This is a genomic window from Dendronalium sp. ChiSLP03b (assembly GCF_034531165.2).
Taxonomy (GTDB): Bacteria; Cyanobacteriota; Cyanobacteriia; order Cyanobacteriales; family Nostocaceae; genus Dendronalium; species Dendronalium minutum.
In genome coordinates this window covers 45,248-72,016 of the sequence record NZ_JAVRBR020000045.1, presented here as the reverse complement: position 1 = coordinate 72,016, position 26,769 = coordinate 45,248, and the positions used below count along the sequence as shown (strand labels likewise).

Sequence of the window (26,769 nt, the reverse complement as noted above, 5' to 3'; positions counted from 1 at the left end):
CAAATTCTTCTCCCCTTGCTCTCCCTGCTCCTATCTTGGAGGATAATATTGTGGATTGATGGCTGGCGACTGATAGCCCGTTGCAGGCATAGTGCTTCCCATGTTATTGGGTATAGGAGTACTTATAACTGGAGGCTGATAACCGTTCAGAGGTATGGTACTTGTAGTGCTGTTGGGTACAGGAGTATTGATGATTGGAGACTGATAACCATTTGGGGGAACAGTGGTTGTATTATTGCTGGGTATAACAGGATTTTGGCCGAATTGCTGGTAGGCAGCACGAGAAATCGAGCTAATTAGTTTTTCAGCACGAGGATCGTTATTAGGGCGTTGTACCATCACAGCAGCTATGTACCGCTTGCCTGTGGGGGTGTCAACCAAACCAACATCAGCCAGCATTGTGCCAATATCGCCTGTTTTATGGTATATTCTCGCACCTGTTCCCAAACCAGATGGAAGTAAATTGTCTCTCTGTGTGCGACGCATAATATCGAGCATCAAATCCCGCGATCGCATACTTACGAAATTCCCCTGATTTACCATAGCCATCAAATTTGCCAATTCTCTGGGGCTAGTAGTATTTGTCCCTTGCAAATCCGGAAGTGCATTGCGAATCATTGTGGTTGTCAATCCCCAACTGCGGAAACGCTGATTTAGCGCATCCATACCTCCCAGCCGGGCAATCAGCATATTTGTAGCCGTATTATCGCTGATTGTAATCATTTTTGTGGCGACTTCCAGAGCGTTATACTGGGTTCCCAGTGGTTTGTATTGCAGTTGTCCAGAACCACCAGCTACCGTATCTTGTTGCATGGTTAGCATTTCATCCAGCCGAACTTTCCCAGCATCTACATCCTGGAAAAAAGCAACTAGAATTGGTACTTTAATCGTGCTGGCGGCAGGAAAACTGGTGCTACTATTCACGTCTACGTATCCACCAGTATCTAAATCAACTAAGAAAACCCCAGGTGACAGACTTGGGTTTGTTGTCGCCAAATTCTGTACCGCATCTTTTAAAGAGGTAACTTCCTGAGATAAGTATAAACTTGTACCCGTGGCTGGCGTACTTGGGGTAGGTTGTGGTTGAGCTTGACCAACATTATTGGTATTGGGTGCAGCAGGAGCTGGGGTCATGCGAGTAGCAGGGTCTAAAACTGACAATAGCGTACCGACAATTGCGCCCATCCCCACACCTACAATTAACAATCTCAGGGCATACAACAGAGTTCTTGCCATGGGCTTTAACCGCGTCTTTCGCGAAACTCGTCTGCCTATCTTTTGCAGGGGCTGCTTCTGTACTCGCACTGTTTTCATCTGCACAGTGCTGGGGTTTGCAGGTGGAATTTTGCCTTTCACATGAGGGATTGGTTTCACCGCAGTTGGCATAATTACCCCCACTTTTGCCCTACGGACTCCAGCAGCAACTGGGGGAGGCATAACATTATTGTTTAGGCGTGCTAGTGCTGTTTCCCCTACAGCAGCTCTTTGCTGCTTAGGAACTTTCACTTTTTTCGGTTCCGCTTTTTGGACTTTTTGCGATCGCTCGCGGCGGTTTAAGGGTTGACGCCGCGGGAAAGCTCTTAGTTTGTCACCTGACTCTGACACTATTACTCCTTGTGACCCACTCGACTTTTTTCCGGCAGACTCCCGACCCAAAACTCACTCCTGAAGCAGCTTGATGCGGAAATCACCTTTTGCTACTTGGTAGCATTTTCGTGTTTAGTTTAAGCTATATTATCTAGTTTGGGGAGATGATTGCGTAAAATATTAAACTATGATTAGAATTTTTTCTCATTCTGGGTTGTGAGTACTGAGTCAGTTGTCAGTTGTCAGTTGTTTTTATCTTCTTCTGCTTCTCTGCCCCTGTGCTCCTCTGCCCCCTTGCCCTCTTGGCTTTCTTCCAGTGCCCATTCTAACTGCCGCAAAATTCCTCGCAGCATAGCAACCTCTTGAGTTTGTAGTTGAGCGCGATTATAGAGTTGCCGGAATTTTTCCATGCGACTTGCTGCGGTATGTGGATAGAGATAACCAATTTTCAGTAGTAGTGATTCTAATTGCTGGTAGTATACCTCCACAAGTTCCAAAGGTGCGAATTCAGTTTGACTTGGGATTGGTGTTTCCGGTTGTTCTGTATTTTGTGATAGTTCATAGCAACAGATTGCCACAGCAGTAGCCAAATTCAAGGATGGATAATTTTCACTGGTAGGAATGCGAACAAACCGCTGGGCATAATTTAATTCTTCATTGCTTAATCCCCGGTCTTCTCTGCCAAAAATTAACGCTGCGGGTAGATCTGGGATTTCTAGTAACCAAGGTAGTGCTGTGCGGGGGTTTTCTAGAGGTGTTTGCCAATCACGCACACGGGCAGTGGTGGCGATCGCTCGGATGCATCCCTGCAATGCTGCTGGTAATGTATCTACTATGACCGCAGATTCTAGAATATCTTTGGCGTGAACTGCCATTCTCAGAGCTTCCTTTGATAGTAGATCGCATTGCGGGTTGACCAATACTAATTGATGTAACCCGAAATTTTTCATTGCCCGAGCGATCGCGCCAACATTAATAGGGCCAGCTGGTTCCACTAATATAATTCTTACCCCAGCCAATGCCATTATTTGCCTCCTAAAATTATTTCGAGAAATACTTTGAGGCTGATTTTCAGCATGGTACTTTTTGCCAAAAGTTGCCTTTTAAATCATTGTAGCTGTGCGATGATGGATAGCTGACACGTAGCGATCGCTTTACCAACTCACTCTAATAAAATTGTATGAATATTGCTGCTGTGCAGGCGAGCCGAAACAAATGTTCAGACAACGCCAAAGCACAGCGTTTTCAATTACAAATTATTCTGCAACCTTAGATGAGGACAACAACTGACGGCGACGCAGATAAGCTAACCCAGCTCCTGCAAGCAGTGTACTGCCTATTGTCATCGGTTCTGGTACAGCTTCGCCAGACCTAGGAGTTAACAAAAGAGCGCGTGTCTGACCGCTTTGATTGATTCCTGTACCGGCAATTTGTCCTTTTTCATTAATAGCGCTTGCCTCTATTAGTTTCCAATCCTGACTAGGGTTAATTACGGTGTTGAGATAAATTATGCCATTGCTACTACTCCACACAATAGGACTACCATCAAATGACCCCACCACTTGGCCAGAATCGTTGATATCAGTGGGGTAAAAGTAATACCCAATGTCAGTCATACCACTGGTAATACTCCACAAAAAAGTACTGTTATCAATCAGATTAAATTCGTCATCAAGGTTATATGAAGTCCCTACTACCTGACCGACGTTATTGATGAGACTGGCACCACTGAAATCTCTTCCTGGAAGAGTGCCAATTTCAGTTATACTGCCATCTATACTGCTTAAAAAAGCGCGCTCCCCAGGTGGATAGTATTTACCGATACTTCCTACCAACTGACCATTGTCATTTAGATCGTTAGCATATAAGTATTCATAATCACCTAGTAAATCATTGAGGTTGAGATAGTTTTCGCCTGTGCTTTGGCTCCAAACAAAGCTCATAGAGGTCAAACCACCCTGTACATTACCCAAAACCTGACCAGAATTGTTGATGGCTTTGCCAAAACCATCTTTGTAGTTACTACTTAATGCAAGACCAACCATGCCAGTGTCTTGGCTCCAAAAGAAGGGTCTAGATCCAGAAAGTATATATTCAGCAAAGTAACCATCAACGGTTCCTACCACTTGACCAGCATTATTGATATCAGAGGCGGAACTAGTAGGATACTCTGTTTGCAAGAAACCAAGGTCTTTCATACCAGTGCTTTCGCTCCACAAAAAGCCGCGCTGATAGCGATCGCCATATGCAGTACCCACTACCTGACCTAAATCATTAAGACCACTGGCATAAGTACGAGTCGCGCTCGGTAAGATACCGAGATCGGTAATATCATAGAGGATTGCAGCCATTGCTTTGGCGTTCATCCCCAGTGTCATCAGTGCAGCTATGCCACAAACAACAGGTAGCTTTTTAATTGCTGTTTCTAAAGTGTTCATTAGCGCCACGCAACTTGCTCCTCACAAAATGTCAACTTGGAATTTAAAGCCCAACTTTAGGTTTGAATATTAACAAAAAATAGACTACTACCTATTTAGGGCATTTTTCTATACCTTTTTGAGTGTTGTTTTTGTGCTAGCCTAGCGATCGCTATGTTAATTCATGCAAATTAAATGATGCAGAAGAAGATGTCCAACTGGATCAACCGTACATTCACAAACTAAATGTTGCTAATTTTAAACTACAAAAACCTTGTACAGCAAAGGTTTTTGTAGTTTATATGAGTATGCAAAAGTGACTAAAGCTTTTCACTGGTTTCACAAAATTGAGGTCGCAAAACCAAAGTTTTACATTTTAAGAGTCGTTTATTTTATTCAGTGAGAAAGTGTGCTATCAAAAGACTTCACGAATTAAATATCACATTATCGATAGCGACAATGTATTTACTTATGTAAGGCGTAAAATCCGATTAATGGTGGTATAGGCTGCATCAGTGTTGCAAAATTAATTGCGCTAGTCTGTTTCAGTGTATAACTAAAAAAATTAGCTACTAATCTTACATAATGAGGTTTTAGTTGTGGCGTTTGAGCCTGAAGACATTCTGGAGGGTGGCTGTACAATTGCCAAATTATTTGTCTGCGTTGACAACATTTATTTGTTAAAGCCAGCAGTCGGATTTGAACCGACGACCTTCCGATTACAAGTCGGATGCACTACCACTGTGCTATGCTGGCAAACTTGATTATTTCTTTTAAGCACTAACCAATTTCTCATTGTACCACAAGTGCGCTATTTGTCTAGCGATGAGTAAATCTCTTTCTGAAGTTGGGCTAGAATAACTGGAAATCTTGACTATTTTACTAATTTTTAGCTTCTAAATAGTTTCATCGCCCGAAAAAATTTAGGATTTTAATTACTGATAAAGTTGATAAATTAATATTCATAGCAAAAGCTAATTCAAATCCTGGGCTGAGTATACAGCTGTAAAGCTGTATTTTTTTGACACAGGTGAATAAAGGAACAGAAATATATAATTGTTCTTTACCGACTTAGAAGCATGGCAGCATTGATCGGACGAGATTTATTAAGTTTGGCTGACCTCAGTCCAACAGAACTTCAAGAACTCCTGCAATTAGCGACGCAATTGAAATCACAACAGTTGCAATTGCAGTGTAATAAGGTATTGGGTTTGTTGTTCTCTAAAGCTTCAACTCGCACACGAGTCAGTTTTACTGTGGCGATGTACCAATTGGGTGGACAAGTAATTGACCTGAACCCGAATGTCACTCAAGTTAGTCGGGGAGAACCCGTACAAGATACAGCACGGGTATTGGATCGATATCTCGATATTTTGGCAATTCGGACTTTCGCACAGCAGGAATTGGAAACTTTTGCTAACTATGCCCAGATTCCTGTAATTAATGCGCTTACCGATTTAGAACATCCTTGTCAGGTATTGGCTGATTTATTGACAATTCAAGAATGCTTTGGCACTCTTGCTGGCTTAACTTTGACTTATGTGGGCGATGGTAATAATGTCGCCAATTCTCTAATGTTGGGCTGTGCTTTGGTGGGAATGAATGTTAAAATAGCCACCCCTAGTGGATATGAGCCAAATGCTAGCATTGTTGAACAAGCACGAGCGAGCGCTAACAATAAAACTGAAGTAATTCTTACTCATGACCCAGAATTCGCAGCCAAAGGAGCTGCGGTACTCTACACTGATGTTTGGGCAAGTATGGGGCAAGAAACGGAAGTGGACGATCGCTTACCAATTTTTCAACCTTATCAAATTTCCGAGCCGTTATTGAGCCTTGCTGACCCAAAGGCGATTGTTTTACACTGCTTACCAGCCCATCGTGGTGAAGAAATTACTGAGGCAGTCCTTGAAGGTTCTCAGTCCCGAGTTTGGCAACAAGCAGAAAATCGCTTGCACGCCCAAAAAGCTTTACTAGCCAGTATCTTAGGGGCAAAATGAGGGACAAAAAATCAAGAATGAAAAACGATCAAAAATTAAATTTCATACTTTATTCTTCCAACTTCAAATTTTTATCTTGTTATGGGAGTTTTTTTGTAGTACTAATGTTCTAGAGACTATTTATATTTACCTCCCGACAAATTTATGGAACGTTTAACCGAAGCTCAACAAGAATTGTATGAATGGCTGGCAGAATACATCAGAATGCATCAGCATTCGCCTTCCATTCGGCAGATGATGCAGGCGATGAATCTGAAGTCGCCTGCACCAATTCAAAGCCGTTTAGAACATTTACGCACCAAAGGATATATCGAATGGACTGAAGGTAAAGCACGAACCATAAGAGTTTTGCGTGCTGTAAAACAAGGCGTACCAATTTTGGGCACAATTGCTGCTGGTGGTTTAATTGAACCCTTTACAGATGCTGTAGATCATTTAGACTTTTCTAATTTCTCATTGCCTCCCCAAACCTACGCTTTGCGAGTAACTGGCGATAGCATGATTGAAGATTTAATTGCTGATGGAGATTTAGTCTTTCTCCGTCCAGTACCAGAACCGGAACATCTAAAAAATGGCACCATCGTCGCCGCCAGAGTTGAAGGATACGGTACTACATTAAAGCACTTTTATCGACAGAGCGATCGCGTTACCCTCAAACCTGCAAATCCTAAATACAACCCTATTGAAGTTCCTGCTATGCAAGTGCAAGTGCAAGGTACTCTTGTCGGCGTTTGGCGAGGTTACAACTGAAGTATTAGAGACTGGAGACTAGGGACAGTTCAAAATTCCCCAATCACTAATCGCCCAATTTTTAGGGTTCATCACCTTTGTGTTTGACTTTTTATGTACCTGACGCAAAATCCAGTGCAGCAACTGCCCTTTTTTCGACTGCGAATACCATTTGTAGGCGAAAGTAAGGGCAGGTATCAAACTCAGCAACCATTACCAGGATGTCCAAAAGTTCCTTCATCTCTGCAATTGCGGCAGTATCAGCAACAAGCTATCACTAACTGGTTTGCCAACAATGGTAGAGGAACGCTAAAAATGGCTACTGGTAGTGGTAAAACTATCACAGCACTAGCGATCGCTTGTGAATTATATCAGCAGATTAATCTACAAGTCTTGTTGGTGGTGTGTCCTTACCGCCATCTCGTCACCCAATGGGCGCGAGAATGTGAAAAATTTAATTTACAGCCGATTTTAGCTTTTGATAATTTTCGTACTTGGCAAAGTCAACTTTCCACCCAAATTTATAATTTGCGTTCCGGTTCTCAAAAGTTTGTCACGGTAATTACTACTAACTCCACATTAATCGGAGATGGGTTTCAATCTCAACTCAAGTACTTTCCTCATAAGACTTTAATTATTGGCGATGAAGCGCATAATTTAGGCGCACCTAAGTTAGAAGAAAGCTTACCAAGGCGGGTGGGTTTGCGATTGGCTTTATCTGCCACACCGGAGAGGTATTTTGATGATGGTGGGACGCAATCTTTATTTGATTATTTTGGCCCAGTTCTTCAACCAGAGTTTACCTTGAATCATGCGATCGCTCAAGGTGCTTTGGTGCATTATCTGTATTATCCAATCCTTGTTGAGTTAACTGAAGCTGAAAGTATTGCTTATTTAAAATTAACCAAAAAGATTGGGCGATCGCTACTGTATCGAGAACGAGAAACTGGAGAATCACCAAATTTTGAAGACCATGAAGATTTAAAACCGTTGTTAATGCAACGTGCCAGATTAATTGGTGCGGCGGAAAATAAATTAACTGCTTTGCGAGATTTAATGGCAACTCGGCGCGAAACGACTCACACACTTTTTTATTGCAGTGATGGTTCGCAAGAGGCGGGACAACGTTCATCCTTACGCCAACTCAAAGCCGTTGCTAAAATTCTTGGGGTGGAACTAGGGTATAGAGTCAGCACCTACACTGCCCAAACTCCTTTAAAAGAAAGAGAAGTTCTACGGCGGCAATTTGAAAGTGGCGAGTTGCAAGGTTTAGTAGCAATTCGCTGTTTGGATGAAGGAGTCGATATTCCAGCAATTCAAACTGCGGTGATTTTATCAAGTTCCGGTAATCCCCGTCAGTTTATTCAGCGACGGGGGCGAGTTTTGCGCCCTCATCCAGATAAGGAACGCGCCACCATATTCGATATGATAGTGTTGCCACCAGACTTAGATAGAGAAACTATAGAAGTTGAGCGTAATTTGTTAAGAAAAGAATTGCGTCGCTTTGTCGAATTTGCTGATTTGGCTGATAACGCTGGCGAAGCAAGAATGAAGTTGCTGGATTTACAAAAACGCTATGGATTATTGGATATTTAATAGCAAGATATTTTAAATAAAATATTTTTCTCTTTGTGTCTTAGTGGTTCAAAATTTTTCTACCACTAAGGCATTAAGTCACAAAGTATATGTAAAGTTTTTCCTGATGTTTGAGAATATGGACATTAGAATGTGGGATGATAGGTATGATGTTAAATTATATTATAATTGAATGTACGCCAAATTTTTATAGCTACAAACATACAATTTTAAAGAATATTTAGATATAAATGATAATATCAGTAAATATCCCAAAAACAAAGCTCTTTTTGTCAAAATAATTTGAAATTTTTGAGCTACCGTTTGCAGAATATCAAGATACTAAAAATCGTAACTTTACCGATGTGAGGACAGGAATAGAGGCGGTTAGAATATAAAAAAAGCTATTTAAAAACCAAGATGTCACAAGAGGCGAATATCGATGATGTTCAGGAGCCAATTATTAGCGCTCCCCCAGAAGTGCGTCAAATTATTGAGCGAGTATGGAAGTTGGAAAAAGGCAGACTAGATAAAAAAAGTAACAGCCATATTAATGAGGAGATATTAGGCATTGTAAAGGAAGAGGTGCGATGAAACTAACTTCAATTAAATTGTGCAATTTTCGCTCCTTTTATGGTACAACGCCAGAGATGATCCTCGCGGTAGGAGATGTTCGCAATACAACAATTATTCATGGCAATAATGGTGCAGGAAAAACCAGTCTATTGAATGCTTTTACTTGGGTATTGTACGAAAAATTTAGTGCAGCTTTTGCCTCCACAGAGCAGCTAGTTAATAAGCGATCGATTACCGAAGCCCAAACAGGCCAAGCTGTTGAATGTTGGGTAGAAGTTGGCTGGGAACATGAAGGAAAGCGCTATCGAGTCAAACGTTCCTGTCGGGTTTATAAAAATGAAAGTGATTTTGAAGCCGGTAAAACTCAGTTAAGTATGTGGGTAGGTGAGGAGGATGGCAAATGGTATTTACCACCGCAGCAACCAGAGGATATAATTAACCAGATTTTACCTGCGAGTTTACATCAATATTTTTTCTTTGACGGCGAACGGATTGAAGAAATAGTTCGTTCTGACAAAAAAGCTGAAATTGCCGAAGCAACCAAGATTTTCTTGGGAGTGGAAGTTATCAACCGTTCCATCAGACACTTAGGGGAAGCTAAAAAAAATCTAGAAAATGAATTAAAAGCTATTGGTGATGCAGAAACTAAACAGCTTCTCAGACAACAAGAAAAGATAGAGAAAGACAGCGAACAAATTACCAAGCGGCAAACGGAGATACAACAAGAGTTAGAATATCAACAAACTTTTAAAAAAGAGACTATTAACCGTTTAAGAGAAATGATTGCAGCTAAAGAACTGCAAGAAAGATGGCAGAACTTAGAATCGCAAAAAACAGCGAATCAGGAAGAGTATAAAAAAACTAAGGAAGCACTGAAAAAGGTAATTTCTGCGCGTGGTTACACGGTATTGCTATCGGAAACCACAGCACAGTTTCGCCAAGTTTTTTCTGATTTAAAGGAGCGAGGTGAGTTTATATCAGGAATTTCGCGGGAATTTGTCAATGAATTACTGAACTCTAAAAGTTGTATTTGTGGTGCAGACCTAAATGTAGGAACTCATTCTCATGCAAACGTGCAAATCTGGTTAGAGAGAGCAAGTTCTTCCGCCATCGAAGAAACTGCGATTCGCATGAGTTATCAAGTGGATGAAATTGATAAACAAGCGACGGCTTTTTGGGAAGAGGTTGATAAGGAACAAGCAAGAATTAATCAGTTAAGGCAAACAATATCTGACGTTGAAGGTGAATTAGATAATATTCAGGAACGACTGCGCAAAGATGCCAATGAAGAAATTAGCAGTTTACAAAAACGCTTAGATGAAATTGAAAATAAAATTGATGAATTAAATAGAGAACAGGGAGCAAATCAGCAACAACTTGTTTACTTAAAAACAGAAATTGATGCCTTGGGCAAACAAATTGCTAAGCAAAAACTGAATGAAGAAAGACAAACATTGGCACAGCGACGGATTAACGCCACTCAAGATGCCATTGAACGGTTAACAGAAGTTAAGAATCGTCAAGAAAAACAATTTCGTCTGCAATTAGAAAAGCGGGTACAAGAGATATTTACTAAAATTTCAGTTGCTCCATATATTCCCAAAATTAGTGAAAAATATGAATTGACACTGGTAGAACATACAGCAGGTATGGAAGCACCAGTTGCAGCTTCTACCGGTGAAAATCAAATTCTGAGTTTATCTTTTATTGCCAGCATCATTGACAAGGTGCGGGAATGGAGTGAAAAGCGAAAAATGATGATGATTCCCGATAGTAGCACTTTCCCTATCGTTATGGATTCGCCATTTGGGAGTTTGGATGAAATTTCTCGGCGACATATAGCTAAGACTATTCCCAAATTAGCGAATCAGTTAATTGTGTTAGTTACTAAAACTCAGTGGCGGGGTGAAGTAGAAGAGGAAATAACAGACAGAATTGGTAGAGAATATGTACTTACGTATTACTCTTCCAAGCCAGATTGCGAACAGGATTATATTGAATTGGGTAGAGAAAGATATCCTTTGGTGAAGCAAAGCCCGAATGAGTATGAATATACTGAAATTACTACAGTTGAACGTGATGGGTAATGTCAGTTGTTAGTTGTTAAGAGTTAAGAGTTAACAGTAGTAGTCTAAAAAATTACTATGGAGTTGAAAAGACCCGCTACGTGCATCTAGTGCAGCGACGGGGACAAGGAGGTGAACCATTGATAACGTTGAAAATGCCACCAAAAGACAAACGGCAAATACAAGTAAACTTTTTGTATCCAACTGATTCTACTCCGCCGCAGGTTTTGACTGTGAAAACAGAGAGTTGATTTTAGCTCTGTTTTATCACTCTCGCCATAGTAAAAGCTGAAACCCCTGTTTAGATAGGGTTTCACTAATAGAGTTTAGTTTGAAGGTTTCTATTAGTTTGCGTAAACGCGTAGCGGTGAGGCAGTATGGTCTTGGGGTCTCGCTAAGTAGAGGAACTGCCGTTAGCGCAGCGAAGCGCGACGTTCGTGTAGCGTCTCCGTCAGGAGAAGGAGCGTCACCCGTAAGAGCTTCCGTCGATAGCAAAGTGCTGTTAGCGCAGCGAAGCGCAACGTTAGGAGTATCACCCGTACTGCTAAAGTAGAACCCGCAGGGTAGGGTCTTGGGGTTTTACGCCACTCCCTACCCTGCCGGAAGCCGCAAAGCGTCTACAAGTCGGGAGACCCGCCCACGGGGGCGGCTCCCCAAGTGGAGGAGGCAGTGCGTTGCTGAGCCAGCGCTGTGCGGAGGTTCCCGACGCTCGATAGCGCAGCGTTAGCGACGTAGGAACGTCTGACTCGCTACCGCTTCGCTATCCGTTGAAGCGACTGGCGTGTGGTTCCCACGGCAGTTCGCTCAAGTCGGGAAACTGGCCTAAGCGGCTGCCTCCCCGTTGTAGCAACTGCCGTCAACTGGCGTGGTTTCCCCCATGAACCACTGGCGTTAGCGATGAAGGGGCTTTACCCGGAGGGTTTGTCCCTTCATCGCTAATTTCCTTAGCAAATCTGAGTTTTATCATTCATTGACCAAGCTAATAATAAATCATCTTTGGGCGTTGCTGACAATTTGATTCCAATTGTTAACCACTTCCCGTAAACTCTCTGGCAAGTTATTTTGCGAAATATCGTTGTACTGTACCGTACCCTCTTGGCTGGTGAGAGTATAGGTGATGTAATCAGCTGCACCGCTGGGAGCGGGGTAACTTAGATTTTTGTATTCGCCAAATTCAGAGCGTTCTAGTAATTGCTCAAACTGTTGCACCTGTTGTATGGAAATACGGTGGACACTCCGCTCAGAATCATTAGCATCACCAATTCGCACGCGAATCAAACGCCCATCATTAAGTAACACTGTTTCGTAGGTTCTGGGAAACAAACCTCCACTAGAGATTTGCCTAAACACCACACCTCGATCTAATGGAGGTGGTAATTCACTAGCTGGAATTGGCACAGTCTCATCCGTATTACCGTTAGAGACTTGACTGTTGGTAATCTGATTCCAGGCTTTGACTACTACTTGTAAATTTTGCGGCAGGTTATTTTGTGAAATATCGTTGTACTGAACTGTACCCTCTCGGCTAGTGAGAGTATAAATGATGTAATCAGCAGCACCACTGGGAGCGGGGTAACTCAAATTTTTGTATTCACCAAATCTAGACCGTTCTAGCAATTGCTGAAACCTTTGTACCTCTTGACGAGAAATACGGCGCACACTCCTCTCAGAATCATTAGCATCACCAATTCGCACACGAATCAAACTTCCATCATTAAGTAAGACTGTTTCGTAGGTTCTGCCAGCAAAGCCACCACTAGAGATTTGCCGAAATACTACACCTCGATCCAATGGAGGTGGTAACTCACTGCTGGGAATTGGTACAGGTTGACCTGTACCATTATTACCAGTTGAGCTATCCCCACTAGCCAGCTGTATTCGAGAACCACTATTATCACTTAGGAAGACCAAGAGGTTGCGCTGATTATAAGGTTTTACAGATACTTTCCAGCCAGATAATACTATCGGATCGCAGAGATTGGGAAGATTTGAGCGAGAGTCCGAAGGACTCGCTTCGCGATCGCAACTACTAGCGAATTTTGTTCTTTTATATCCAACAATATTCAGCGCTTTTGTCGGCAAGCCTGTCAACACAGAAGCCTGACGCAAAATAGCATCGCCAATGACGGGTAAACCTTGTGCAGACAGTTGCATCATAGAAGCAGTTTCATCAGTTAGATAAATCCAACGGTCTTCCCCAGCTTCTACGACTACTTGCCAACCAGATATTTGTGCAGGAGGCGCAATACAATCAGCAGTTGGAGGACAATAAAAAAATGGCTGCCATGTTTTCCGTGTAGATTCAATAATATTCAGCGCTCCTGTTGGTAGCCCTGATACTTGGGAAGCCTTTTGTAAAATTGTATACCTAACTTTTTGGGGCAATTGGTTAACAGCATTTCCGCTAGCCCTTTCATTCAGCCTGATGACGGAACCTGTTTGGTTGCTGTGATAAACCAAAGTTTGGTCAACTGCACCGATGACTACCCGCCAACCTGGTGTCAAAGCAGCAATACATAATTCATTGATATTTCCTAATTCCAAACAGCCATCTCTCCAGGTCCGCTGTTGAGCCTGAATGATAGTTAACCGAGAAATTGGCAGTTGCAAACGTCTGGATGCAGCTTGTAAAACAGTATTTTTTACAGACGCTGGCAATTGACTAGGCGAGTTGTCTGAAGAAGTATTTTCCGAACCTAAGCGTAAAGAACGCCCGTTGCTATTGGTGTGATAAATCCAGTTTTGTCTATTATTAGATACCACAACCCGCCAACCAGGAACTAACGCTTGGGTGCAGAGTTCATCTGGTTGAGGCAGTTCCAAGCAACCATTGCGCCAAGTTTGTTGACTATAGTTAATAATTTTCAGTTGACTGGTGAAAATTCCCTGTCTGCGAGCTAAATCTCGCAATACCGCGTTAGCTACTGGACGTGGCAAGCGATTTGATTTAATGTTTTGTTTAAGAACTTCATTTGTTGTCTCTGGTAAGAGGTTAGTAGAAGCGGCTGTGGCATTTTTGATAAAGGTTAACCCACTACCAATAGACAAAATGCTAGTCAAAATTAAAGCAGTAACAATTCGGGCTTGGTTGGCGGTAGAATAATTTTTCAACATAATTTTATGGTAAGATGCTGACATTAATAATTTAGTCAAAATTTACAATGACTAAAAACTAATATCTAGCGATTAGGAACAAAAGATAAAGTAATCCCAAGACCGAAGTAGTCGGGATCAATTATTATCTGTCTTCTGAAGCAGATATGAAGATAGACGCTGATGTAAGTATTGTTTGTTCCTTCCAATTTACATTGTCTTCACAACCTACGCGTGTAATTAAGATTAAAGCAATTTCTATATTGTGTTTACTTTGGCTTGCGTCGCCACTCCCCCATAGCACCAATAATGGCTGTACCGCCAAGAGTCAGAGGTTCGCAAACAAAACAAATTTGCCTTAATTTGTAAAGCTGCCTAGCGTCCCTGAAATATAAGTTACTGCTAGAATTGGATGCTAGATCGCAGCAAGTTATATGAATGTTGTGTAGAAATTAAACCATTTAACTGCAATTATACAATGCTGTTAACTCCAAACCAGACATTGAAAACAGTATCAGGCACTAAGAACTGGACTTTCGATTAACTGATTGTTAGAGACATCGATTCTAATAGTGCTAGCTGCCCAGTTTTTCATATCAGGTGCTAACCAAACTAGCTTGCTGAGAATTTCATCATTTACCCACAACACTAGAGGAAAGCGAAAACTTTTCCGAAACTCATCTCGCATGAGATTAGTACTGATGACTAATTGATTAATGGCTACCACAGATTCTAAACCCTGTATAACCAAAGCTTCAGGTTGGGAAGCACCAATCGTATTTGTAATAGTTGTGTAAAGTGTCTCTACTGAAGGTGATAGGGTAATTTCTTGGATATCTACCGCTGAAAACTCTTTTAACAAACTCAGTATTTGCTGCTGTTTATTCACAGAGTTACAACACACTAATATTAGTGCAAACTCTCCAGTAGCAACCATTACAGCCCTTGCTAGTCTTTGGATAGCTGCTGTACTGAGCGCCTGGTTGTTTTGAGAGTTACCTAAGCTTTTCATGATAAACCCTGTTTTTGGTTTTCAAAGTTGCATGTGATAACAGTACAATTACTTTTACAATAGTAATTTTTATTATACGTAGCGAATTTACAATTTAGTTTAAATTTATCTTTTATAACACTTAGCATAATCTTAGAGATGCATCAGTAAGTCAGCAAGAGGTGTATTACCCCACATTTAGGGATAAGAAATAGTGTAGTAATAATAACAACTTAATGCAAGCGCCATAGGATATAAGGGTAAAAAATTTAAACAATCAAAAGGTATAACCCGATCGCAAAAATTAATCAAACTCTTAATCAGTAGACAGAAACGCAACTTCTGTCAAAATATACCAGTCATGGTTCATGTTTTCTTTTCTGATAGCTGTAGCAATTTATGCAAAATTTTGTAAAGTGGTGTGTGAAGTTTCTAAAGTGGAAAATTATTTCCAATAGAAAGAAGGCGTTATTTATCGTGATGCTGGCCTTGAGCATGGTAGCTACGGTAACATTATCGTTACCTTTGAATGCTCAAACGACTCCGCGATACCTTCGGGGGGCTACACCAACGTTAGCAACTGAGTTAAGAGGAGTGTGGTTAACAAATATTGATAGTGATGTGCTATTTGAAGGCAATCGTCTCAAGAATGCTTTACAAACACTTGATGAATTAAACTTCAATACCATCTACCCTGCGGTTTGGAATTGGGGATATACACTCTATCCCAGTAAAGTTGCAGGTAAAGTGATTGGGCGATCGCTCGATCCTACACCTGGACTGCAAGGGCGAGATATGCTCAAAGAAATTGTCAGCGAGGGACATAAAAAAGGGTTAACCGTGATTCCCTGGTTTGAATTTGGCTTCATGGCTCCCGCTGATTCCCTCTTAGCCAAGAATCGTCCCCAATGGCTCACCAACCGCAGCGACGGTACGCGGATTGTCAAAGAAGGCACACATAACCGCGTTTGGCTAAATCCCTTTCGCCCAGAAGTACAACAATTCATCCAAGATTTAATCATTGAAATCGTTAGAAACTACGACATCGACGGCATTCAATTTGACGACCATTTTGGCTTACCATCAGAACTAGGCTACGATCCCTATACAGTGACGTTATACAAAAAAGAACACCGTGGTCAAGCTCCCTCAAAAAACCCTAAAGACCCAGAATGGGTGCGCTGGAGAGCTAACAAAATCACCGACTTCATGAAGCGGGTATTTTCAGCCATCAAAGCCAATAAAAAAGATTGCCTAGTTTCCGTTGCACCTAATCCCCAGCGTTTCTCCTACGAATATTTTTTAGCAGACTGGCAGAGATGGGAGCGGATGGGACTGATCGAAGAGTTGGTATTGCAGATATATCGCAACGATCTGAATGTCTTTATCAGTGAATTAGAATACCCAGAAGTCAAAGCAGCACGAAGTCATATTCCCGTGAGTATCGGCATTTTAGCCGGCTTGAAAAACAGAGCGATACCAATGGAACAGATTCAGACACAAGTGCAAAAAGTACGCGATCGCAACTTTGCTGGAGTCTCCTTCTTTTTTTATGAAACTCTCTGGAACCTGAGCCAAGAAACAGCCCTCAAGCGTCGCTCTGGCTTCCAGCAAATCTTCCCCACACCAACAACTTACCCAAATTTGCTTACAGGTTGGACACCGTAGGAGGACAAGGGGAGATGAGGGAGACACAGAGACGCGGGGACGCGGAGACGCGGGGACGCGGGGACGCGGGGACAAGGTAGATAAGGAGAATTTCTTCATACCTGCCTAGCTTGAAAATAGGGATTGGGGATTGGGTACTGGGAACTGGGTACTTAGGATGGGGTCAGTGGTCATTTGAGATTTTTCTCCCCCTGCTTCCTCTGCCTCTCTGCCCCTCTGCCCCTCTGCCTCCTAACTCCTAACTCCCTATTCCCAACCGCCCAGCTAAGCCGGGAGTTAGGGGTAGGAGAATGGTAATCATTAAGAATAGAGCCAAAAGACCTAAGGCGGCTCTGGCATCATCAGGTTCGCTGATTTCATTCAAGCTAGGGCGTTCTAGATCCCGTTGTAAGAATAAAATCGCGATCGCCCAGTACAATGCCAAAGGATTACCAAGAGCCACTAGCCCTAACAAAATTAAAGTTGCCAGCGTTGTCCGTCCTGCGGTTTTGCGTCCGTAAATTGCCTGAACAATGCGACCACCATCTAATTGTCCTGCGGGCATTAAGTTGAGGGCGGTAATTACTAATCCCAGCCAACCAATCACTACTAAAGGATGAACATTCACTAGGGGCGACTGTAAAGCGGAACCCAGGACAACTCGCGCCAAGCTACCCACCAAAATTGAACCTTGGAAAAACTGATTGGGCAATTGAAATAAACTGCCTGGGTGCGAAAGCAACAAGCCGACAATTAGCATTAATAAAGAAGCAATACCACCAACAGCTGGCCCTGCTAAAGCAATATCAAACAATGCCTTGCGATTGGGTACTAAAGACTCAAAGCGAGTAATTGCACCAAAAGACCCTATTTGCACAGCAGGCAAAAAGAAGGGCCAACTGAGGCGGACTTGATGACGACGTGCAAGTATCCAATGACCGATTTCATGAGCTACCAAAATCGTCAAGATGCCAGCACCTATAGGTAAAGCTTCTGTAAACCGTTCTGGATTGGCGAATAAATCAAAATTTTGCAGTAATCCCGCAGTTTCAAAACTGGTGGCGATAGTTGCTACAGCCAAGATACCTGCAAAGACTTTTTGGGGTAACGTTGTTGAACGTGGTTCATTTCTGCTAGGTAAAACAATCACCACAGGTCTTCCGTCTGTATTTTCCGTTAAAAACAGACGATATCGATCGCCTAATCTTTCTTTTAAACTGGTAGTGAGACGGTTATAAACCTCGTCTGGCTCTCCTCGAATATTACCTTTAAAAATAGCTCCTTCCTGGTAAGCGATCGTTTCTGTGGCAAAAAATGTATCGATACCGAAAATGCCTTTAATTGCGTTCAAGTCCTCTTCTGGAATTGGCAATACTTCAATTTGCAATTCTGCAATTACTGGCTGTGAGTTATTTTCTGCTGGTGGTGAGGAATCAGCGGCTAGTCTTTGTGTTGCTCGCTGTCTGAGTATGGCATCTTGCCCCGCCGAGCGCAATTGTCTTCCCAAGAAGATGTACAGTCCAGCGGAAGCCACTACTAAGAATAATATTCCAACTATATTGATGTAAATTCCTGTGGCAAATAACCCAAAGAATAACAGCCAGGGAGCCATTAACACCACAGACTGCAACCAGGCTAAGATTCCCAGTTTACCAAAAGGTCTGGCGCGGTAAAAGCCCCAACCCAAAATACCCAAAGCTACCAGCAAAATAGTCCCAATTATAGGAGTCTCTGAGGAAGTAAACATTTCCAAACCCTTCGCTGTGAAAGACCAAGCCCGAATAAGTCAGGTGTTATAGATACACTTACACTTATTAATCTATAACGAGGGTTGTAGTCTGCCAAATTTGGAAATGGCGTGATTCCCCAACTCTTCACAACTCAGGTAGGAATTAGTTGTCAGTTGTGAGGCGGGGCGTTGGGGATTACAGTGATGTCCTCCCCAACGGAGTAGTTCCCCAAGTCGAGTACAGAAGTGGTTTGGGACACTTAGGGATGGTTCATAGCGATCGCATTTAAAATAAGTAGTAGCAGAATTGATACAAAGACTTACAAAGATTGCATAGCCTAGAAAACCGTAGACTAGACTAGTAGCACAGGTCAATATTCAAAGGAATTTATGATGAGCGATCGCGACTATACATTAATCCTTGATAAAAGCGGTAGTATGTCCACTCCCGACCAAGTTGGCGGTAGAAGTCGATGGGAAATAGCCCAAGAGTCTACTCTCGCTTTGGCAAGGAAGTGCGAGCAGTTCGATCCAGATGGTATCACTGTGTATGTGTTTTCTGGAAGATTTAAACGCTATGACGATGTAACCTCAGCCAAAGTCGCACAGATATTTCTAGAAAATGACCCATCTGGCACGACAAACTTAGCAGGTGTACTCCAAGATGCACTCAATAATTACTTTCAACGTAAAGCTGCGGGTAAAACCAAACCCAATGGTGAGACAATCTTAGTAATTACTGATGGCGAACCAGACGATCGCAAAGCCGTATTTGAGGTAATTATTCAAGCCACGCGCCAAATGGATCGTGATGAAGAATTAGCAATTTCAATTATTCAAGTAGGTTCAGATGCCCAGGCTACTAAGTTTCTCAAGGCGTTAGACGATCAGTTGCAAGGTGTCGGTGCTAAATTCGATATTTGCGATACTGTCACTTTAGAAGACTTAGAAGAGATGAGTCTCGCAGATGTATTAATGAATGCGATTACTGATTGATTAATAGTCAAAATTCTAGAGTCAATTGACTCATAAGTGGAGAATTTATAAATGTTAGAAAATCGAGACTACACTTTAATTATTGATAAAAGTGGTAGCATGGCAACCCCAGACCAAAAGGGTGGTAGAAACAGATGGACAGCAGCCCAAGAATCTACCTTAGCTTTAGCTAGCAAGTGCGAGCAATTCGATCCAGATGGTATTACTGTTTATGTGTTTTCTGGAAGATTTAAACGCTATGAAAATGTCACATCGGCTAAAGTAGCACAAGTTTTTCGCGAAAACGACCCCTCTGGGACTACAGACTTAGCATCTGTGTTGAAACACGCAACTGATGATTACTTTCAACGCAAAGGTTCAGGTCAAACGAAACCAAATGGTGAAACAATTTTAGTTGTTACTGATGGCGAACCGGACGATCGCAAAGCTGTAATGAAGGTAATAATTGAAGCTTCTCGCCGTATGGATCGAGATGAAGAATTAGCGATTTCTTTTATTCAAGTCGGTACAGATCAGCAAGCTACCCGCTTTCTTAAAGTTTTAGATGATGAACTTCAAAGCGCTGGAGCTAAATTTGATATCTGTGACACAATTACAATGGATGATATGGAAGATTTAAGTTTATCAGAAGTTCTACTTAATGCCATTACTGACTAGTGCAAAAAGGTAGGAGGTAGAAGGCAGGAATTATTTTCTTTGTCCCCCTCATATTCCCTACTGCCTATTCAAAGCTTTCTATTATCACTAATTAAGTAATCACCGTTACCACATGTAAAATAATGGATACCATTGATAAGCTGTTAGCTCAAATCAAAGCTGAATATGATGAAGCAAAATCTGAAAAGCAACAGCCAAAAATAAATGTAGTAAAACCATTCGTGCCACCGCCGCCAAAATCGGTATCTTTAGTAGATAATTTGTTGGCGGAAGTCCAGGCTGATTTTGCAGCACAGGATAAAGCTGAAGAGTTAAGAAGACAGCAAGAACTAGAACAAGAACGAATTCGACAAGAAAAAATTAAAGCAACAAAACTAGAAACTTTGAAAAATCAAGCAAAAGAATGGTTAGACAAATTAGACCCATTCTCACCTGAAGGACTTTGGTTTGAAAGATTTTCTGAAAGCTATCCCTCAAAATTAGAGGCAGCAATTGAATATTTACAAAGTAACGAATAAACTCAAAATTAGTTCAATTTAATTTAATGATTCTGCTTACCATTTATTTGAGATAAATAATGCTGAACGGCCCATTCATGCATTGCATAGAGAATCGGTTGCAGACTAACTCCTAAGGGTGTTAATGAGTATTCTACCTTTGGAGGAATTTGGGCGTAGATTTCTCGATGGATAATACCATCTTCCTCCATTTCCCTTAGTTGCTGGGTGAGCATTTTTTGCGTAATTCCGGGTAACGCTCGCTGCAATTCACCAAATCGTTTTACGCTTGTCATTAATTCTCTAATAATTAAAACCTTCCAACGTCCGCCAATCACCTTTATGGTGGTTTCTACTTCACAAGTCAGCCTGCTATAATCTTCTGCTTCAGCTTTCATAGTTACTTTTTAGTAAGTATCTTACTTTTAAGTGCCTACTTTTCATATTAACTTTATTTAGTTTAAAGTCTATTCGGCAAGTTTTTTGTACGTTGACTATAGAAGTCTGAAGTTTAAAGGATGAATGATGAAGTAAGAACTTGGTATATGCCTCACCCACAAGTGGCGCTAAATCCAGCAGTTATTTTCAATATTCATGCCTTATCCCTTGATGCGTAGGGCGATTTCCGGCTTCATATTTCAGCTTTCCATATACCTAATAGGCACAGTTCTGGTTGGAAAATTTATGGCAAATATCCTCCACATTGACACTAGTCCTCGTGGTGAACGTTCTATTTCGCGATCGCTCTGTTATGAGTTCATCACATCCTGGAAAGATACTCATCCTGGCGATACGGTTATTTACCGAGATTTAGGTCACAATCCCGTTCTTCATGTAGACGAATCATGGATTGCGGCTGCTTTTACACCACCTGAAGCACGCACACCGGAACTAGTTGAAGCAATTAAGGTATCTGATAATTTAGTTGACGAGTTTTTAGCAGCCGATCGCTATGTCTTTGGCGTGCCAATGTATAACTTTAACATACCCTCCACGTTTAAGGCTTATATTGACCAAATTGTACGTGTAGGTCGCACCTTTACGTTTGACGAAAATGGATATAAAGGTTTAGTCGATAGCAGCAAAAAGGTATTGATCGTCACAGCACGTGGAGGTGCTTTTTCCCCCGGAACGTCCTTTGCTGCTTATGATTATCAAGAACCCTACCTCCGTGCGATTTTCAGCTTTGTCGGCCTCACAGATATTACCTTTATCTATGCTGAAAACCTCAACTCTGGTGATGATGCGCGCCAACAGTCTCTAGCCGCTGCTAAGGATGCGATCGCCCAAGCTGTAGCTAATTGGTAATCAGATGATATCTTGACAATTAGCCGATATTTGCTTAAATGAGGTTATGGATATCAAGCATTCGATCGAGCAAAAATTTGCAATTAATAATGGCAATCCAACTTAATTTCCCGACCACTACCAGCACTACTCTAACTACCTATCAAGGAGGGTCGTGAAGTCTTGCTGACATATAAAGCAAAGAAATCGATTCACCCCTCTAGGCAATTCCTTGAGGGTTTTTTATTGCTCGAAGTATTATTTGTGAGAATTCAACTTGTCAGACTGGAAAGATAAAGACATGAACCGTTGCCGTCACTTCGTCATAACTATTACTACCACCACTACTATCATGCTTGGAGGGACGTAATGGTATTTATTGCGAGCAAATACGCAAAACTATCACCCCCTCCCGACAATAAATTGGAGGGGTTTTTTATTGCTTAGTCATCACATCACTATCAGCATTTAGGTGATTGAAACTCGATAAATCAACAACAGGAGAATAATTATGTACGACCATCGAGAACTTGCAAGAGTAATGGATTTGTTCCATTTTGAAGAACACAGCCCAGGTATGGTTCTCTGGCATCCTATGGGTTTGCAGGTATTCCGGGCGATTGAAAACTTTATGCGCTGCCTTTACGAAGCTTATCAGTTTGAAGAAGTGCGATCGCCTCTGGCTTTAAGTCGTGTTCTTTGGGAAAAATCAGGTCACTTGGAAAAATTCCTCGACAACATCTTTGTTGTCGGTGGTTTGGAAGCAAACGAGAACGAAGACTTAGCCCGGATTTCTCACAAGTGAGAAATCCGGGATGATGCAACTTTAGCAATAGTCAAAGGTTTGGAGCAAACTAACAGGCGCGATGAATTGCAAAGGGTGCTGCACAGTCCAAGTTTTTCAGTCGATGGTGCCACGGGAAAGATTCAGTTTTTACCATCAGGCGATTACTATCAGCACTTTTAGAGGCTGAGGCATAACAAATCAAACTTTCATCACTCTAGCTTAATTGCTAAACAGCAGAGGCGATCGCAACATAGACTCAACATACTAACAGAATAAGACAACCACAGTCAAAAATGGTAAATATACAGTTATTTGCATGATTCAAATCAGGATTCACTAGCCCGGAAGGTAAATAGAACAGATATATCAAATTATTCAGTGTTAATTTATACTATTTTCAATTTGCATAGTCGTTATACTCATTCTCAGGTTCTACCTGGGAATTACGAAGTGGCTTTGCCACTTCTTTTTGTAAATAGGGTAGCATAGCAACAAAGTAATCAAAAAACTAAAAAGTACATTGCTTTTTAGTTTTTTATTTAACTTTTGTTAATCGTTAGACAGTTCATCCCGCCATTTTTCGCGCTTTTCCTTCATCTCGACATCTTGCGATCGCGCTAATTTCCAAGTCTTCCACATCAAGGGTTTCTGTCTTTCCAGATGATTGATAAACTGCATAATCGACATATCTGCCTTGATTGGGGTTTTTAAATCAAACTGAATTGTTTGAAAAATTCTAATATCAGCCTTGATGAAATCTTTACCCACAATCTTAGTTAGCCACAGTATAACTCGATTATGTAACCAACCAAAAATTCCTTGACGTTTCCTAGTCATCGCAATAGTTTGAGCTTCAGTTTTTCCTCCTTCTAGAAGACGCATAGCGAACATAACGTGAATATAAAGAGAATCAAAACTAAGTGTTACTATACCAATAGTGCCATACCAGTAGCAAATACTATAAGTGACAGGATTTTTGTAGAAGGGACGGATAAGTTTAATCAAAAAAGAATCTTCACCACTATATGTAGTATTGCTGAAGATAATAGCATTCTGATTTAGTTCATCTTTTTCAAAAATAATTTCTGATAGGAGTTTGTGAACTGTATTGAAGTGTTGAGCATCGATAGCATTAATCCCGACTACATTGGGATGACAATTCATCACTAAGCGGGGGCCAAAGATAACATCACAGTCCTTATGTTCCAACTCTGGAATAAATGGTAAAGGTTGTTGTGGATATTCTCCAGTCCAAACCCAAATCATCCCGTACTTTTCAGCAGTAGGCCAAGTTTTTAACTTCATAGGAAGTGACTCATCCAAACATGGAATATCAACACAGATTCCTTGAGCATTAAACTTCCAATGATGGAATAAACAGCGTAATTCATTACCCTCGACTTGACCTTCAGCAAGGTGAGCGCCCATGTGAGGACAATAGGCATCAACAGTCACTACTCTTCTGTCTTTACCACGGTAAATCGCTAGTTCTCTACCCAAAAGATTTACAGGTTTTACTTCACCTATCTCCAAATTTAAAGACTGTATTACCCAATACCATCCTTCAATAAAACGTTCTGGGTTATTAAAAGTTTTAGGTTTACGCTTTGAGCTAGCAGGCTGCGAATTAACATTCATTTTTAGAGTTTCACTTGAAGTGAAGCGGTTGATTTAGAATTAACACGAAAATATAGTGAAAACAGTTATTTTTAGTACTTTGGTAGATAGTTATATTATTTTTAAATAAAATTGATAAATTTAAAGTGTGAATAAATACTGAAAAAATATTTATTAATTTGCTAATAAAATGTAAATTATACAATTCCTTTTACTTTTGTAGGAGTAGCAAAACTTTCTCAACTGATTTAACTGCACCACTCCTTACTCCGTATCACAACGAGGTAGCTTTTGATTGAAACTTACGCAATCTGAGAGCATTAGTCACAACAGAGATTGAAGATAAAGCCATTGTTGCTCCGGCGATAATTGGATTGAGTAACCAACCAAAAATAGGGAAAAGAATGCCAGCTGCAACGGGAATATCAATGACGTTATAAATAAAGGCAAAAACGAGATTTTGCTGAATATTGCGGATGGTAGCGCGACTGAGTTGAATCACTGTGACAATTCCTTGCAAGTCTCCAGAAACAAGAGTGATATCGCTAGTCGCGATCGCTTCCGCAGTTTGGCGATTATCTCCAGTCAGCATTACTACTTCTAAACCTAACTTTTGTAGTGCTTTTACTGCTGCGGCTGATGAGAGTTTGAGGGCATCAGTAATACCTTCATCTACTTAAGACTTGTCATTCTGTAAAAGTGTGTGCTATCAAAGCTATATAATCACATTTGTAAAAATTAACCTGTTGTTTTCCCCACAAATCTGGGACAACGACCATCCAAACCAACTGAGACGCGGCTGCTGAACCCATGTCTCCCTAATCTCTTCAAAACAAAGAGTCTTTTTTTAGACTCCCACGGAGTTTTCATGCAGCCAAAAAATCTTCAACGTCTTCTGCGTGCTTTAGCACGTCAGGGTCTAGATGTAACTTACAGCAATTACACTTATTCTGTCCGTTTAACAAATAATGTCGATGCCCCATTAGCAGAAGTGCTATTGCCCGAAGGCTTCCCCATAGAAGCTAAGGCACTAAAGCAGTTAGCAAATCTGGCAAACGTTCGTCACCCAGCAGGTGGATGCATCTGCCGTGCCTGTGCCACACCTGATTTTCACCCTGGTGATGCTGGTGTTGCTATTGGTTCGGTTGTAGAAACTGTAGGTCAAGTTATTCCTGCGGCTGTGGGTTCAGACATCAATTGTGGAATGCGCCTACACGTCGCCGATTTGACAATCGATAAATTCCTTGCAAAGCGCGACTTCTTCGTAGAACGAATGAAGGGGGATTACTTCTTCGGTACGCGTGATGTGACTATGACTGCTCATACAATGCGAGCTTTGTTTCAGTATGGTGTTCCCGGTTGGTTAGATGCCGTGCTGGATCGGCCTACAGGCAGTGTAGTCAAGTCCAATCTAGAGCAACTTGCCCAAGAGAGCGAACGCATCTTCTTAGGTGGTTCAATGGATGGTGACTGGAAACTTGCACCAGAAGAATTGGTTCCAAATGATGGACTGGTGCGCGATGGTGGACTAGCAACCATCGGTTCTGGCAACCATTTTGTGGAAGTGCAACGAGTTGATAAAGTTGAAAATCGCGCCTTAGCCCATGCTTGGGGAGTGCGCGAGGGACAGCTAGCTTTCATGATTCACTCAGGTTCTCGCAACGTGGGTAAGTATATTGGCGGAATGTGGCGAGATAAAGCTAGGGCGACTTGGCCAAAAGGTTTAAAGTACCCAGAATCTCAGATTTTTCCACTTTCTGTTCATTCCCACCCCGAACTAGTTGCCAGTTACCTACAAGCTGAGGCGACAGCCGCTAACTACGGCTTTGTCAATCGCCTTCTGTTAGCGGAACTGCTACGTCTGCGTTTGCGGGAAGTGTACGGTGATGTGGAAGCACCTTTAGTTTACGACTTGCCGCACAACATCACTTTGCCAGAAGATCGGGGATGGGTAACGCGTAAGGGTGCTTGTCCTGCCCACACAGGGCAACCTGTAATTATTCCTGGTTCAATGGGTGCTTACTCTTATCTCATGGTAGGCAAAGGCAATCCAGCGTTTTGCAATTCTGCGTCACATGGTGCAGGAAGAGTGCGATCGCGTTTTGACCTCAACCGCAGAGGTGCATCTCAAAGTGAGGCAGAACTCGGATTAACCGGGGTAGACTGCATCACTCTCCGCGAAGAACGCAGAATTGAGGAAGCACCAGCTGCTTATAAACCAATTCAGTCTGTAATTGATGTGCAAGTAGAGGCGGAAATGGTTGATGCTGTAGCGCGATTGAGTCCTGTTTTAACGTTTAAAGCGTGAGTAAAAATGTAGATTCAGTGTTTAAACCTTTCTAATTTCATTGATAACTCCAAAACCATGATTTTGGATAATCTTTAAAGTTGCGAGTACTGAGTTAAGTAAACTCACTCAGTACTCAAAATTCAGCAGTGAATGAGGTCAGGACACATCTAGCTATTGCTAGATGTTAAAGTTTTCTAGGAACCTTAACCTACAACTGTTAAACCAAGA

21 protein-coding genes, 1 tRNA gene and 2 pseudogenes are annotated in these 26,769 nt (G+C 41.7%); 14 read left to right on the top strand and 10 right to left on the bottom strand.

Going from position 1 to position 26,769, the window contains the following annotated elements:
* Nucleotides 1–30: 30 nt before the first annotated feature.
* The 4 genes from RMY31_RS11480 to RMY31_RS11465 all read right to left on the bottom strand — a co-directional run bounded on the left by RMY31_RS11480 (nt 31) and on the right by RMY31_RS11465 (nt 4,760).
* Complete coding sequence (locus RMY31_RS11480) at nt 31–1,605, bottom strand: serine hydrolase (protein ID WP_322659645.1); 1,575 nt, start codon at nt 1,603–1,605, stop codon at nt 31–33.
* A 224-nt stretch (nt 1,606–1,829) separates the two neighbouring features.
* The gene (locus RMY31_RS11475; RefSeq protein WP_322659646.1) at nt 1,830–2,612 is read right to left on the bottom strand and encodes an RNA methyltransferase; all 783 of its coding nucleotides are present in this window, start codon (nt 2,610–2,612) and stop codon (nt 1,830–1,832) included.
* 231 nt (nt 2,613–2,843) lie between these two features.
* The gene (locus RMY31_RS11470) at nt 2,844–4,025 is read right to left on the bottom strand and encodes a DUF3466 family protein (RefSeq protein WP_322659648.1); all 1,182 of its coding nucleotides are present in this window, start codon (nt 4,023–4,025) and stop codon (nt 2,844–2,846) included.
* A 663-nt stretch (nt 4,026–4,688) separates the two neighbouring features.
* Nucleotides 4,689–4,760: transfer RNA gene (locus RMY31_RS11465), tRNA-Thr, on the bottom strand.
* A 323-nt stretch (nt 4,761–5,083) separates the two neighbouring features.
* Here RMY31_RS11465 and argF point away from each other — a divergent pair.
* The 6 genes and pseudogenes from argF to RMY31_RS11435 all read left to right on the top strand — a co-directional run.
* Nucleotides 5,084–6,004 (top strand): ornithine carbamoyltransferase, encoded by a 921-nt coding sequence (argF, locus tag RMY31_RS11460; protein ID WP_322659650.1) that lies wholly within the window; start codon nt 5,084–5,086, stop codon nt 6,002–6,004.
* Between the two features lie 144 nt (nt 6,005–6,148).
* Entirely contained in the window at nt 6,149–6,754 is a 606-nt protein-coding gene (gene lexA, locus RMY31_RS11455) for a transcriptional repressor LexA (protein WP_322659651.1), read from the top strand.
* Between the two features lie 93 nt (nt 6,755–6,847).
* Nucleotides 6,848–8,329, top strand: a complete 1,482-nt coding sequence (locus RMY31_RS11450; protein ID WP_322659652.1) for a DNA phosphorothioation system restriction enzyme — start codon at nt 6,848–6,850, stop codon at nt 8,327–8,329.
* A 399-nt stretch (nt 8,330–8,728) separates the two neighbouring features.
* On the top strand, nt 8,729–8,902 hold the full coding sequence (locus RMY31_RS11445; RefSeq protein WP_322659653.1) for a hypothetical protein: 174 nt from the start codon (nt 8,729–8,731) through the stop codon (nt 8,900–8,902).
* Nucleotides 8,899–10,971, top strand: coding sequence for an AAA family ATPase (locus tag RMY31_RS11440; protein ID WP_322659656.1), 2,073 nt, complete (start codon nt 8,899–8,901; stop codon nt 10,969–10,971). Before RMY31_RS11445 ends, RMY31_RS11440 begins: the two co-directional genes overlap by 4 nt.
* A gap of 59 nt (nt 10,972–11,030) precedes the next feature.
* A pseudogene (locus RMY31_RS11435) lies at nt 11,031–11,201 on the top strand (DUF3370 family protein); the annotation flags it as partial.
* 739 nt (nt 11,202–11,940) lie between these two features.
* Here the strand turns inward: RMY31_RS11435 and RMY31_RS11430 are convergent.
* Both RMY31_RS11430 and RMY31_RS11425 read right to left on the bottom strand, forming a co-directional pair.
* Entirely contained in the window at nt 11,941–13,107 is a 1,167-nt protein-coding gene (locus RMY31_RS11430; RefSeq protein ID WP_409877842.1) for a hypothetical protein, read from the bottom strand.
* Nucleotides 13,108–14,557: 1,450 nt separating this feature from the next.
* Complete coding sequence (locus tag RMY31_RS11425) at nt 14,558–15,055, bottom strand: hypothetical protein (RefSeq protein WP_322659659.1); 498 nt, start codon at nt 15,053–15,055, stop codon at nt 14,558–14,560.
* A 378-nt stretch (nt 15,056–15,433) separates the two neighbouring features.
* On the opposite strand from RMY31_RS11425, the gene RMY31_RS11420 reads away from it, so the two are divergent.
* Nucleotides 15,434–16,702 carry a glycoside hydrolase family 10 protein gene (locus tag RMY31_RS11420; RefSeq protein WP_322659661.1) on the top strand — a complete coding sequence of 423 codons (1,269 nt, stop codon included), beginning with the start codon at nt 15,434–15,436 and terminating at the stop codon, nt 16,700–16,702.
* 238 nt (nt 16,703–16,940) lie between these two features.
* Here the strand turns inward: RMY31_RS11420 and RMY31_RS11415 are convergent, their stop codons facing one another.
* Nucleotides 16,941–18,428 carry a site-2 protease family protein gene (locus tag RMY31_RS11415; RefSeq protein ID WP_322659663.1) on the bottom strand — a complete coding sequence of 496 codons (1,488 nt, stop codon included), beginning with the start codon at nt 18,426–18,428 and terminating at the stop codon, nt 16,941–16,943.
* A gap of 149 nt (nt 18,429–18,577) precedes the next feature.
* On the opposite strand from RMY31_RS11415, the gene RMY31_RS11410 reads away from it, so the two are divergent.
* The 4 genes from RMY31_RS11410 to RMY31_RS11395 all read left to right on the top strand — a co-directional run bounded on the left by RMY31_RS11410 (nt 18,578) and on the right by RMY31_RS11395 (nt 20,581).
* On the top strand, nt 18,578–18,700 hold the full coding sequence (locus tag RMY31_RS11410; protein WP_322659665.1) for a hypothetical protein: 123 nt from the start codon (nt 18,578–18,580) through the stop codon (nt 18,698–18,700).
* A gap of 100 nt (nt 18,701–18,800) precedes the next feature.
* Entirely contained in the window at nt 18,801–19,406 is a 606-nt protein-coding gene (locus RMY31_RS11405; RefSeq protein WP_322659667.1) for a VWA domain-containing protein, read from the top strand.
* A 51-nt stretch (nt 19,407–19,457) separates the two neighbouring features.
* Nucleotides 19,458–20,063 (top strand): vWA domain-containing protein, encoded by a 606-nt coding sequence (locus tag RMY31_RS11400; protein WP_322659669.1) that lies wholly within the window; start codon nt 19,458–19,460, stop codon nt 20,061–20,063.
* A gap of 122 nt (nt 20,064–20,185) precedes the next feature.
* A complete protein-coding gene (locus tag RMY31_RS11395) occupies nt 20,186–20,581 on the top strand; it encodes a salt stress protein, Slr1339 family (protein ID WP_322659671.1) in 396 nt (131 codons plus the stop codon).
* A gap of 23 nt (nt 20,582–20,604) precedes the next feature.
* Here RMY31_RS11395 and RMY31_RS11390 read toward each other — a convergent pair whose 3' ends face one another.
* On the bottom strand, nt 20,605–20,958 hold the full coding sequence (locus RMY31_RS11390) for a winged helix-turn-helix transcriptional regulator (RefSeq protein ID WP_322659673.1): 354 nt from the start codon (nt 20,956–20,958) through the stop codon (nt 20,605–20,607).
* Between the two features lie 286 nt (nt 20,959–21,244).
* Between RMY31_RS11390 and RMY31_RS11385 the strand changes: the two genes are divergently transcribed.
* The gene (locus RMY31_RS11385; RefSeq protein ID WP_322659676.1) at nt 21,245–21,868 is read left to right on the top strand and encodes an FMN-dependent NADH-azoreductase; all 624 of its coding nucleotides are present in this window, start codon (nt 21,245–21,247) and stop codon (nt 21,866–21,868) included.
* 490 nt (nt 21,869–22,358) lie between these two features.
* Entirely contained in the window at nt 22,359–22,652 is a 294-nt protein-coding gene (locus RMY31_RS11380; RefSeq protein WP_322659678.1) for a hypothetical protein, read from the top strand.
* A gap of 531 nt (nt 22,653–23,183) precedes the next feature.
* Here the strand turns inward: RMY31_RS11380 and RMY31_RS11375 are convergent.
* Nucleotides 23,184–24,272, bottom strand: a complete 1,089-nt coding sequence (locus RMY31_RS11375) for an aromatic ring-hydroxylating dioxygenase subunit alpha (protein WP_322659683.1) — start codon at nt 24,270–24,272, stop codon at nt 23,184–23,186.
* Between the two features lie 253 nt (nt 24,273–24,525).
* Nucleotides 24,526–24,918: pseudogene (locus RMY31_RS11370) on the bottom strand (cation-transporting ATPase PacS); the annotation flags it as partial.
* A gap of 201 nt (nt 24,919–25,119) precedes the next feature.
* On the opposite strand from RMY31_RS11370, the gene RMY31_RS11365 reads away from it, so the two are divergent.
* Nucleotides 25,120–26,559 (top strand): RtcB family protein, encoded by a 1,440-nt coding sequence (locus RMY31_RS11365; protein ID WP_322659685.1) that lies wholly within the window; start codon nt 25,120–25,122, stop codon nt 26,557–26,559.
* The last annotated feature ends 210 nt before the right edge of the window (nt 26,560–26,769 follow it).